Here is an 11,571-nt window from a genome sequence, read left to right as displayed (position 1 = left end):
GGTCGTGGTGAAGGCCTTGTAGAGGAAGTCCAGCCCGAGTTCCCGGTAGAGGAAGTTGTGGAACCGGGTCCCGAAGTTGCCGGGCCTGGCCGCCAGCGACATGCAGAGGCGAGTGTCCTTGCTGACGTGCGGTTGCGACATAGGACGGGTTCCCTCCGGGGCGGGCGTTCGGGTTTCCGCAGCGCCGTTGCTTCGGCGGAGGCATCGTAGCCTTCCCGCGCTCAGGAGATCTGACGCAATCACCCTGCGTGCGCGGTCAGTAGCGGCCCCACAACAAGGAGCCGGGGTGGGAGCCGCGTCCGCGTTCCAGGCAGAACCGACGAGTGCCTCCGGGCTGACGTACATCACAAAACGGCCCGCCGGAGAAACCGACGGGCCGTCACGAAAGATCGAGGCTAATGAGGATGCACGGACGTGGAGGGGCTGGTACTTTCCCGTTGTGCCGAAGCTGAATCAGATAATCGCCGTCGAAAAGGGCGTAAAGTCCACGTCGCTCCAAGAGCTGACTCAGGCTCACCATGACCTTCAGAAGCCGGCTTTGCTGGCGGGCATTTCTCGGACGTACCAGCCCAAGGACGAGGAGGGCGAGCAGCTGCCGCCGGAGTCCACCCGGGTTCAGGTGAAGGCCGAGGACGTTCTGGGGACGACCGCGGCGACTCTCACCCGGCTCTTCGACGTGACGGCGACCAAGGACTGGGCGAACCGCACCGCCAGCGCCGACGTCGTCGTGGATGGCACCGTGCTGCTGGCCCAGGTGCCGGTCCCGTACCTGCTCTTCCTGGAGAAGCAGCTCACCGATCTGCACACGTTCGTACGCAAGCTCCCTGTCCTGGACGCTTCCGAGTCCTGGAACCTCGATCCGTCGACGGACTCCTGGAAGACCGACCCCGTACGCACCATCCGCACCAAGAAGGTCCCGCGCAACCACGTGAAGGCCGAGGCCACGGAGAGGCATCCGGCGCAGGTGGAGGTGTACTACGAGGACATCCCGGTGGGGTACTGGACCACGGTGAAGTTCTCCGGCGCGCTACCCGCCCGGCGAGTGAACGACCTGCTCGGCCGCGTCGAAAAGCTGCAGCAGGCCGTGAAGTTCGCCCGTGAGGAGGCCAACAGCGTCGAGGTCACCGATCAGCGGGTGGGCGACGCGGTATTCGGCTACCTGTTCCGGTAGCCTCATGATCGCCCCCCGTGCGAGCGGGGGGGGGTGCGCGAAGAGCGCAAGCTGAAACTGACGTTGAAGCTGACCAAGAGGTATCAGTTGGGGGTTCGAATCCCTCCCCCGGCACCACGCGCCGGGGTGGCCCAAGCCTGGAAGAGGCGGCCTCGTGAATCTCAGATTCTCGCTCCAGCCTCAGTATTCGCCGCCGAACACCGGATCGACCGAGCGCGGACGATCATCGACGGATGCGGGTTCAAGTCCCGTCTGTGCCTCTCCTCGTGGCACGGTAGTTCAAAGGTAGAACACGTCGATCTCAGAATGATCCGCTGCTCTTAAACGCCGCCGGTGTGCGCAATTGGGTGGCAAAAAAGGGGCCCGGGAAGCTGGATACCGCTCCCGGGCCCCGTCACACGCCGCCGACTCCGGGAACAGCCGGCGCGCACGCGGCGTCGAGCCGGGCCGCGACCTCGCCCGCACGAGCAGCGCCAGGTCCTGCACCCGGGTTGTCAGTGGCACCGGTACGGGAACGTGGTGGACGCCGAGCGATGCTGCGGTCCGAGCACCTCAAGGGTGGCGGTGGCGGTGAGGGAGCCGGGACCGTCGAACGTCCACAGCAGGACCACATCGGTGCCGCGGCGGCCCTTGGCCACGCGCTGCTTCAGCTCGTCGGACACCGTCCCGTCACTGCGCCGCCAGCGGTAGCGGACCGTTCCGGCGCCGCCGCTGGTACGCAGGGTCCCGATGACCTTCGCCGTGCTGTGGCAACCCTGGACGGCGGTGTCGTTGCGGACCGCCACGCCGTCGACCTTCACCGGCGAGGGGAAGCGCTGCCAGGCCAGGTACGCCAGCACCCCGAGCAGCACCACGACCGGGAGCAGCCAGCCGCGCAGCACCCCTCGGCGGCGCTTGCCCTCGCCTGCCGGGACCACCGGGTCGCCCGGCCGCACGGTGCCGTGCCAGACGGCGGCGGTCTGCGCGGTCCCCGCGGACGTGTCCGGGCCGGGCACGCCGGGGCCGAACCGGCGCAGCCCACCGGTGTGCAGGGTGCCGGCGGGCGCTTCGTCGGAGGGACGTTCGGCGCCGTGATCCGACGGCTGCAGGACGGTGTCGTCCGGCACGGGCACAGGTGGTCCGGCGGTGTACGGGACCTCGCTGGACCACGGATCGGGGTCGAGTACGGTCGCGCGGGTCGGCTCGCCGTCGTCCGTGTCGGGGCCGCCCAGCCGGAACGTGGTGTCGTGCGGTGCGGTGGGCTCGTCGGGCCGGTCGGGCCGGCCGGCGAAGTGCAGGCGGGGGTCGTGGTGGTTCGGCATGGGCGTCTTCCCTGGCGGATGGCGGGGATCAGAAGATGACGGGGCCGCAGGCGGCGACCACCTGGTAGGAACCGTTCCCCGAGTCCGCGGCCGGGTCCGTGGAGACGGAAAGACCCCAGTACGGGTAGGTGTCCGAGCCTCCGAAGTCGTGGGAGTACGTGCCCGTGAACGACTGCTGCCCCTCGGCGAGCGGCACGGACTCGGTGGCCACCGTCACGGAGCCCCGCGGACCCTTGGTGATGCCGTGGAACCAGGAGAGGGTCAGCGTGCCCGCCGCGGCCCCGTCGCTTTGTACGGTGACCGTTCCGAGGGCGGTGTAGCCGCTCTTCCCGCTGCAGCTGAACCGAGGGATGGACACCGAGATCACGTGCAGGGGCTGCGGCGGAGTGGAAGTCGTCGGTACCGCGGTGGTGGTGGTCGTGGTGGTCACCGCGGGACTGCCGGTGGGGGTAGGTGCGGGTGGGGGTGGGGCCGTGGTGCCGGCGGCCGTGGTGCCGGCGGCCGTGGTGGTCGGCGTGGCCGTCGTCGGTGTGCCGGTCGGCGAGGCGCTCGGTGTCGCGGAGGGGGAGGGGGACGCCGACAGGGAACTGCCGGTCGAGGGCCCGGCCGCGGGGGCGACGGGCGGCCCCGCGGCCAGTGAGGTCAGGGCCGAGGGGGTCGTGGCAGCGCCGTCGGGGGCGGATCCGCTGCCGCCGGTCGCCACCGCCGTCACCGTGAGCCCGGCGGAGATCAGTACGGCGGCGACCGCGCCCACCAGAAGTTTGCCGCGCCGCCCGAAACGCGGCCGGCGGGCCGCGCCGTGCGGCGCAAAGGCGCCCGCCGCGGCCCCGCCTTCGGCGAGACCACCCGGTCCCTGGCCGAGCCGGGTGTGGGCCAGCGCCGTGGCGCCTGACGCACCGCCGGCGGCGGACGGCAGCAGCAGCGCCAGCAGGGCGACGAGGGCTGCGAGTTTGCGCTGCCCGCGCTCCTCCCAGTCCTCCCCGTACGCGGCGGAGGCCACCGCCTGCAGTTCGGCGACGAACTCGGCCGCGCTCTGCGGGCGTTCCTGCGGGGTCTTGCCCAGGCCGCGGCTGATCAGGGAGCGTACCGGCTCCGGCACCTGCTCGTTGGGTACGGGTGCCTCGGCGTGCTGTACGGCCAGCTCGAACATGGTCGAACCGGAGTAGGGCTTGGTGCCGGTGAGGCACTCATAGAACGTGGCGGTGGCCGCGTAGACATCCGTGGCCGGTGTGGCCGGACCGCCCGCCCACTGCTCCGGGGCCATGTACGAGGGCGTCCCCGCGACGCCGCCGCTTTCGCCGCTGCGCACCGCGACGCCGAAGTCCACCAGCTTGGACCGGCCGTCGGCGGTGACCAGGACGTTCGCGGGCTTGTAGTCGCGGTGGACGACGCCTGCGGCATGTGCGGCGGCCAGGCCCAGCAATGAACCCTTGAGGACGGTGAGGGCCGGTTCCGGGTCCGTCGCGCCCTCCTGGCGCAGCAGCGTGCGCAGCGCGACGCCGTCGACCAGTTCCATCACGATGGCCGCGTCCGGGCCGTCCTCGACGTACTCGTAGAAGCGGGCGATGTACGGGGATTCGAGGTCGCCCAGCAACTGGGCCTCGCCCCGGAACGCCGCCCGGAAACGGGGGTCCCGATCGAGCGGCCCAGCCAGGTACTTGATGGCCACCGCCGTGCCCGTCGCGTCGTGCCTGGCCAGCACCACCAGCCCGGACGCGCCCGAACCGAGCATTCGTTCATGCGTGTAGCCGGGCACCACCCACTGCCCGCCGCCGCCCTCACCCGGCCTGCCGTCCGCGGGTCTGCCCGAGCCGCCGTTGTCGTCCATCGTGTGCCGTCCCTCTCACGAACCTCGACGGCCCTCCTCCCTCGCCCGCACACCCTCATCCGTCCGGGGGGAGCCGTCGCCACGCTTCCACGTGCTCGTAGGCGTCGACGCACATTACTGCCGCCGGGGTTCCACGGCACCGCCCGGCCACGGCGCCGAGCCCTTTTGTGCTATCGAGGAGCACACCGTAGCAAACCTCGCATCATGGGCGCCGCCGGGCTGCGACTCCGCGGACCGCGGGTAGCGTTCGGGGGTCGGCACGGCGTCGTGCCGGTCCCCGAACGGTGGGGCGAGCGGGCGTCAGGCGGGGCGCGCCACGTCCGCACCAGATCGGGACTCGCTGGGCGCGGGGTCGGTTGAACCGTCAGGACTCACTTCGGGTTGCCGTGTCCCGGCCGTATTCGGTGAGCAGCAGGGCGATGTCGTCGGCGCGCTGGGCGGAGCGCCGGGCATGGTGCAGGATCCGGTCCGCGAGTTCACTCAAGGAGTCCGCGGAGGTGTGGGCCATGTACGCCCGCAGCTGGTCGATGCCCACGCCGATGTCGGTGCCGCGCTCCTCGACCAGGCCGTCCGTGTAGAGGGCGAGGATGGAGCCCGGCTGGAGGTCGATCGGGGTCTGCGGATACTGGCTGGCGTGGTCCACGCCGAGGAGCGGGCCGACCCTCAGGTCCAGGACATCGGTCGTTCCGTCGGGACGACGCAGCAGTGGCGGGGGGTGGCCGGCGCGGGCGGCGAGCGCGCGGCCACTGCCGCGCTCGAGGCGGATGTAGCAGCAGCTGGCCAGCAGCCCGGAGTTGAGGTCGATGAGAGTGTGATTGGCGCCCGCCAACACGTCGCCGGGCATGTGGCCCACCGCGGCGAAGGCCCGTACAGCGCTGCGCAACTGGGCCATGGTGGCCGCGGCGGCGATGCTGTGTCCCTCGACGTCTCCGATGACCAGGGATACGCCGCTCTCGGTGGGGATGACGTCGTACCAGTCGCCGCCGATGTCCATCTCACTCGTGCCGGGCAGGTAGCGGGCCATGGTGCGGATGTCCGGGAGTACGGGCAGCCGGTGCGGCAGCAGCGCCTGCTGAAGGCCGCGGGCGAGAGCGAACTCCGAATCGTAGAGCCGCGCTCGTTCCAGGGCCTGGCCGATCAACCCGGCGAGCGCGGTGAGGACGCTACGGTCCTTCGCCGTGAACATGTGGATCTCGTCGAAGCCGAGAACGCAGGTGCCGACAGGGCGGCTGGAGGCGATCAGCGGCAGGTACGCCCAGGACCTCGCCTCACCGACGGGAATGTCCGGGTAGCCCCGGGAGAGAGCCTGCTGCGACTCGATGAACAGGGGGACGCCGGAGGTCAGGGCCTCCGTACCGGGCAGGTCGGCATGGAGTGGATTGCCCTCCAGCCAGTCGAGGAAACTCTTGTGGTGGCCGGTGTGGAAGAGCAGGTGCATCGTGCCCTCACGGACCACGTAGATCGCCAGCTGCTGGCCGCCGAAGGCCGGGAGGAGCTGGTCGGCGACGACGTCGCAGACTTCCCGGGCGGTGACCGCCTCGGTCAGTGCGCTGCCCAACTGCAGTACGTGGTACATCACGCCCAGCCGTTCCGGTGCGGCGGCGGGAGGCACGGTCGAGGCCGGCTCTGCGGGTGCCGCTTCGACCGATGGAGGCCGTCCCACGGAAACCGCCGTGCCGGTCACGCCGGCCGCGTCCGGATGGAGGGAGAAAGAGAGCCACTGGTCGGGCGGGCGGCGGATGAAGAAGGAGTCCGGCATCTGCGAGATCATCACGGACCGGTGCCGGTCCTCGAAAGCAGGATCGGACAACCACGGCAGGACGTCCCAGAGACACCGCCCGAGCAGCACCTCGCCCCGTACGCCCACCAATTGCTCAAGGCTGCCGTTGGCGTAGGTGACCCGTCCGTCCGGAGTGAGGGAGAACAGCCCTTCCCGCAGCCTCTCGACCGCGGCGACACACGCGCTGCCGACCCGCTCGTCGACGACCGCGCCGACCATGTGGGTGCGCGCCCGCTCGTCGCCGACCTCCGGTACGCGCCCCCACAAATCGACCGTACGATAGCCGTCTCCGCCACCCCCGACGCCTCGTACCCGCAGGTGCCGCGCCATGATCTGGCCCTCTGCGGCCGCCACGCGGGGCGCGGCACGGAAAGCCGCGAGGTCGCCGGGGTGGAGTCGGCAAGCGAGCTTTTCCGGCCTTCCGTCGAAGGCGCTGGGATCGAGACCGAAGATCGCACAGAACTCGTCGTCCACGGTGAGCGTCCCCGTGACAAGATCCCAGTCGAACAACCCGAGCCGCACGGCCAGTGCGGAGGGGACCGGGGTCTCGACGGGAACCGTCTGCGGATCGCACTCGACGGGACGGCCCGTACGGGCGCGGAGAGCGGCCAAGGAGGCGCCGAGCCGGTTGGCGATCACCCGCAGATGGCGGCGCTGGGCCCTGGACAGCCCGTCGCTTCCTGGAGGTGCCGTCCACACGACCGCCAGCGCCCCGAACATCTCCCCACCCCTGCCCACCGGTACCGAGCAGGAGCCGAATGCGTACGGCAGAGCCACCGCGAGCTGGGGATACCTGCGGACCGTCTCGTCAGCGTCAGCCAGGTGGATCGTGCGCCCGGAGCTGTAGGCCGCGGCGACCGGAATGGGACTGCCTACCGGAATGAGATTCCAGCCGCCCAAGAGGGAGGGTGGCATCCCGCAGGTCGCGGCGAGCACGATCGAACGGCGGTCGCGGGAGCGGAGAAAGACGCTCCCGGCGTGCGCACCGGCCCCCTGGACGGCCTTGACGACGGCCGCTGCCAGCAGGTCCTCGCGCTCCGCCGTCTCATCGACGGTCACACTGCCCACGTGACCAGTATGCGCAGTATCAACCCATCCGCGTGAATACGGCAACCCAGCGTGAGGTACGGGTCACGGGGAAGGTTCTCGCGGGAGCCGGTGGTTTTCATGCCTCATGGCCGGAGGCTTTTGACCAGGCGGGCGTAGACCACGACGTTGCCCAGGTAGCCGGTGGCCTTGGTGTGGCCGCCCCCGCACGTGAGGAGGCGCAGTTCGGGTTTGCTCGTGGGGCCGTACACCCGCTCGTCGGGGAAGGCGTCCTTGGCGTAGACCTCGATGCCGTACACCGAGAACTCCGCCGTGCTGCGGTCGGCCCGCGTCACGGAGACGGTCGCGCCCTTGTGCAGAGCGCCCAGGCCGTAGAAGACGGCTCGACCCCGCGGCGTGTCGACGTGACCGTCCATGACCGCGTTCCCGGCGGCGCCGGGACTCGCGCCGTCCCTGTACCAGCCGGCCAGGTTCCGGTCGTCCTCGGGCGGTACCCGCAGGTGTCCGGCGGTGTCCGCTCCCAGGGCCACGACCGGCGCGTCGACACCGATGCTCGGAATACGGATGCGTACAGGCGGCGAGAAGGTCATGGCGGTGGCGTCGGGCCCGGAGGTGGAGTGTGCGGAGCCGGGCCGTGCGGTCAGCGCGTCGGCGACGGAGGGGCGGGGCGGGGTCTGGACGCGGACGCCGTCGTAGGTCATCCAGCCGCCGATCCCGAGGGCGGCCACCGCCGCGGCCAGTCCGGCCCGCGTCGCGCGCGGGGGTCGTCGTCCGTGCATGTCTGCGCCCTCCGCGGTGTTCGGCCTGGTGGGTGGGATCGTGGGAGCGCGGCGCCGCGGGCGCCCCACGGCCACGGGTGGCCGTGCCCTCGGTCGGGAGGCACACGGCCACCGGTCGGGTACCGGGTCAGATCCCGGTACCGGCGGTGGTACGGCGGCGGCGCAGCAGACCCACGCCCAGGAGTCCGGCCGCCACGAGCGCGCCCCCGCCGAGGGTCTCAGCCATGTTCACGCCGGTCAGAGAACCGCCCGAGCCGGCCTTCACCCCGCCCTTGAGGCTGCTGCCGGGCACGAACGCCGCTGTGGTGGGGAACCCTTCCGTGCCGCAGGTGACCTTGGCGGTGATGCCTTGGACGGTCACGTTCACGGTCCCCTCTCTCAGGGTCACGACCCGGGTCCCGGCGGGTGTGGTGAATTTCGTGCCGGGGCCGTCCGTGTCGCGTATGACGCCATCGCTCTGGGCCACCTGGAGCTGGCCGACGCCGGCGCACGCGACGATGTCCCCGTCCTTCAGGATGAGGCTCCCGCCCTCCGTCCGGCCCGTGAACGGTGTCGCCGACCCCGAAGGAGCCCCGCCCGCGTGGGCCGGGCCCGCCGTGACCGCCGTCAGGGCCGCGGCCACCACCGCCACGGCCGCGCATGTCTTCGCCTTGTGTGTCCTCACTGCGGACATCCGTCCTCCTCGCGCGTCACAAGGCCGATGGGGATCGCCGGCCTTCGACCAGAGGTTCCCCGCGCCGAGGAGTGACATATATCCGCCAATCGGATGATTCATCGCAAAACGAGAAGGTGGTCATGGCGAACCGCAGGCTCATGTGCTCGCCGCCGACGTCACGTGATGCCCTCCTCCGCCGGCGAGTGAGCACGAGGGCCGCCTCGGCCCGCCGGTGGGCGCGTCGGCGCTGGACCGGGAACAGCGCTCGGACGGCGCGCCCGTACAGCGCGATCAGGGTGAGCGACCACACCGGGTAGTGCGGGACGGCCAGGAAGCCTCGGCGAGCAGTGGCCCGGAGACCTCGCCGTGCCGGGTTCCCGCCCCTGCGGGGGCGAGGGCCGGCCGGGGCTCGCCGGAACGGCCGGCGCTCCGGTTGCCGGCCTTGGCTGGCGCCGGGCGCCGGGCGCCCGTCGGGCACGGCCGGCGCGTACTCGGCCCGTGCACCGCCCCGGGCCGCGACAGCCGCAGCCGCCGCTTCAGCCCGCGGAGTGGGGCGAGTCGCTTCGGCGGCGGCGGTCAAACGGCGGTCAGAGGGCGGTCGGCCAGAGGGTGTCCCGTCCGTCAGGCCGGACTCGTTCCGGAGCGGATCCCCGCCCTCGTGACCGGAGTTCACAGCCCGACCAGCACACCGGCAACGGGCTGAGCGCCCCTCAGCGGACCGAGGAGCGGGACGCGGACCGGTCGGGCCTGCAAGGATGTCCGGCGAAAGACGCCCAGCACCGCACTTCAGGGGGGACGATGTCCGACCAGAACCCGTACGCGCAGAACCCGCAGGATCCGCAGAATCCTTACGGCCAGGGCCAGCAGCCGGGGTACGGCTACCCGCAGCAGGGCGGCCAGCCCACGTACGGCTACCCCCAGCAGGGCTCGTACCCGCCGCCGCCCGGCTCCTACACCGGCGACCCCAACGCCCCGTACGGCTACGACCCGATGGGTCGCCCGTACTCGGAGAAGTCGAAGGTCACCGCGGGGGTGCTGCAGCTCCTGCTGGGAGGCTTCGGCGTCGGGCGCTTCTACACCGGGCACACCGGCATGGCACTGGGCCAGCTGTTCACCTGCGGCGGCTGCGGCATCTGGGCGCTGATCGACGGCATCATGCTGCTGGCCGGCAACGACAAGACCGACGCGCAGGGCCGTGTCCTGCGTGGCTGACGGTTTCCGTCGGATTGCGGCCGGCTCGCCCTCGGGGGCGGGTCGGCCGGGCGGGCTGTTCCGGCATCCGGCCACCGCGCCGCTGGCCGCCCTCGTGGCCGGGGTCGCCGCCTCCTGCTGTCTCTACGGCACCGACCCGCACCAGGGCGGCCACTGGCTGCCGCGCTGCCCGTTCAACTGGGCGACAGGGCTGCTCTGCCCGGCCTGCGGCGGCACCCGACTGGTGTACGACCTGCTGCACGGCGACGTGGTGCGAGCCTTCCACGAGAACGCCCTGATGTTCGTCGTCGCGCCCGCTGCCTTGTGGATGTGCGGGCGCTGGCTGGTCGAGGGGCTGCGCGGGCGGCGCTGGCGGCCGGTGCTGAGCGCACGGGCGCAGTACGCGCTCGTGGGGGTCGCAGTGGTGTGGACGGTGCTACGGAACCTGCGCTGAGCGGAGTGCGGCTCGACGCCACTTCCGCGATCGGGGGACCGCTGGACCGGGCTGGATCCGGGTACGGTCGGGGCGGGAAGACGATCCGGTGGCGCGCGGTGGAACCGCGCTGTGGGGGTGGTTCGGCAGTGGGTTGGTGGGGTGACTGGCGCGAACAGCGTGAACGGCGGCTGCACGCCCGGCGGAAGCAGGAGTGGTGGCAGGAGGTCAAGGCCATGGCCGCGGCGATGGATGGCACGAGCCCTGTGGAGTTGCTGCAGCGCACCGATGAGACCATCGGACGGTTGGCCGAGCTCATGGCCTCCGCGAACGCTCGGTCTTCCGGCCTGACCAGGGAGCAGAAGTCGAGGTCGGCCGACACCCGGGAGCTCGATCGGCTCGTCCTGAGCGGCGAACCGCCCGAGGAGTACCTGCGTGACGCGGTCGAGATCCGACGCATCGGCCACCTCCTGGACAAGGAGGGTGGGGACGTCTGGATGATGATCGTGGCCTCCCGCGCCATCGACGTCAGGCACATATCGTTGAGCCAGATCTCCACGTGCTGGGACGGCATCGGCGGCTGGCGGGGTTGACGGCCGATCCAGCGACGCCGGTACCGCGTCCCGCCCACCTCGGCGTCCGGGACGCGCCACCTCCGCACCGGTCCGGTCAGCCCGACGCTCTGGACCCGGTGCGTCCCGAGGCGTTCCCGTCCGCGTCACACAGGGTTCGGCCGCACAGGATTCGGCCGCACAGGGCTCAGGACGTGCCGCCGAAGTCGACATCCTTGGTCTCGACCGTCCCGGCCGTCCGCCCCGGCGCCGTCTGGTAGGTCCAGTACAGGTTCGTGTGCGCGATGACCTGGTCCGGCGGCGGCGCCCCCCATGCCGTCTGGTCCTCCGTCGTGTGGGCGTCGCTGACCAGGGTCGCGTCGTACCCCCTGACGAACGCGCCGTGAAGCGTCGAGCGGATGCACGCATCGGTCTGTGCGCCGACGACGACGAGTCGCCCGACTCCGAGGCCCGACAGCACGGTCGCGAGGGTGGTGTCCTCGAAGGAGTCGCCGTGGTTCTTCTCGACGAGCGGTTCGGCGTCGCACGGAGCGAGTTCGGGGACGATCCGCCAGTCGTCGCTCCCCCGCACAAGCTGCTCGTCGGAGTGCTGGACCCAGACAACGGGGACCCGTTCCCGCCGCGCCTTCTCGACGAGGCCGCCGACGTTGGCGACGACCGCGTCGCGCTCGTGAGCCCCCGCGACGACGCCGTTCTGCACGTCGACGACGAGGAGTGCGGTGTTCGGCCGGTTCTCGAGTGTGGTCATGGTCTCCCCTTGCTCGGGCTGGGCTCCTGTGTCCACGCACGGTAGACCTGGCCACTGACACTGACA

10 protein-coding genes are annotated in these 11,571 nt (G+C 71.2%); 4 read left to right on the top strand and 6 right to left on the bottom strand.

Annotated features, from left to right (window positions below):
- The first annotated feature begins 439 nt into the window (after nucleotides 1-439).
- Nucleotides 440-1,171: a hypothetical protein gene (locus VIW71_RS07940; protein WP_331621308.1), complete on the top strand. Its 732-nt coding sequence runs from the start codon at nucleotides 440-442 to the stop codon at nucleotides 1,169-1,171.
- A gap of 494 nt (nucleotides 1,172-1,665) precedes the next feature.
- Here the strand turns inward: VIW71_RS07940 and VIW71_RS07935 are convergent, their stop codons facing one another.
- The 5 genes from VIW71_RS07935 to VIW71_RS07915 form a co-directional block, all read right to left on the bottom strand.
- Complete coding sequence (locus VIW71_RS07935) at nucleotides 1,666-2,472, bottom strand: hypothetical protein (RefSeq protein ID WP_331621307.1); 807 nt, start codon at nucleotides 2,470-2,472, stop codon at nucleotides 1,666-1,668.
- A 28-nt stretch (nucleotides 2,473-2,500) separates the two neighbouring features.
- Nucleotides 2,501-4,300, bottom strand: a complete 1,800-nt coding sequence (locus VIW71_RS07930; RefSeq protein ID WP_331621306.1) for a serine/threonine-protein kinase — start codon at nucleotides 4,298-4,300, stop codon at nucleotides 2,501-2,503.
- Between the two features lie 364 nt (nucleotides 4,301-4,664).
- Nucleotides 4,665-7,148, bottom strand: coding sequence for a SpoIIE family protein phosphatase (locus tag VIW71_RS07925; protein ID WP_331621305.1), 2,484 nt, complete (start codon nucleotides 7,146-7,148; stop codon nucleotides 4,665-4,667).
- 104 nt (nucleotides 7,149-7,252) lie between these two features.
- Entirely contained in the window at nucleotides 7,253-7,906 is a 654-nt protein-coding gene (locus VIW71_RS07920) for a class F sortase (protein WP_331621304.1), read from the bottom strand.
- Nucleotides 7,907-8,033: 127 nt separating this feature from the next.
- Entirely contained in the window at nucleotides 8,034-8,579 is a 546-nt protein-coding gene (locus VIW71_RS07915) for a hypothetical protein (protein ID WP_331621303.1), read from the bottom strand.
- Between the two features lie 780 nt (nucleotides 8,580-9,359).
- Here VIW71_RS07915 and VIW71_RS07910 point away from each other — a divergent pair.
- The 3 genes from VIW71_RS07910 (at nucleotide 9,360) to VIW71_RS07900 (ending at nucleotide 10,778) form a co-directional block, all read left to right on the top strand.
- Complete coding sequence (locus tag VIW71_RS07910) at nucleotides 9,360-9,773, top strand: TM2 domain-containing protein (protein WP_331621302.1); 414 nt, start codon at nucleotides 9,360-9,362, stop codon at nucleotides 9,771-9,773.
- Entirely contained in the window at nucleotides 9,766-10,206 is a 441-nt protein-coding gene (locus VIW71_RS07905) for a DUF2752 domain-containing protein (protein ID WP_414720693.1), read from the top strand. The genes VIW71_RS07910 and VIW71_RS07905 overlap by 8 nt, the downstream gene beginning before the upstream one ends.
- A gap of 128 nt (nucleotides 10,207-10,334) precedes the next feature.
- Nucleotides 10,335-10,778: a hypothetical protein gene (locus VIW71_RS07900; protein WP_331621301.1), complete on the top strand. Its 444-nt coding sequence runs from the start codon at nucleotides 10,335-10,337 to the stop codon at nucleotides 10,776-10,778.
- Nucleotides 10,779-10,944: 166 nt separating this feature from the next.
- On the opposite strand, the gene VIW71_RS07895 is transcribed toward VIW71_RS07900, so the two are convergent.
- Nucleotides 10,945-11,505 (bottom strand): cysteine hydrolase family protein, encoded by a 561-nt coding sequence (locus VIW71_RS07895; RefSeq protein WP_331621300.1) that lies wholly within the window; start codon nucleotides 11,503-11,505, stop codon nucleotides 10,945-10,947.
- Nucleotides 11,506-11,571: the final 66 nt, after the last annotated feature.

Source organism: Streptomyces sp., assembly GCF_036524955.1.
Lineage (GTDB): Bacteria > Actinomycetota > Actinomycetes > Streptomycetales > Streptomycetaceae > Actinacidiphila.
The sequence above is the reverse complement of the archived record's forward strand: the minus strand, read 5'-3'. Positions and strand labels throughout refer to the sequence as shown.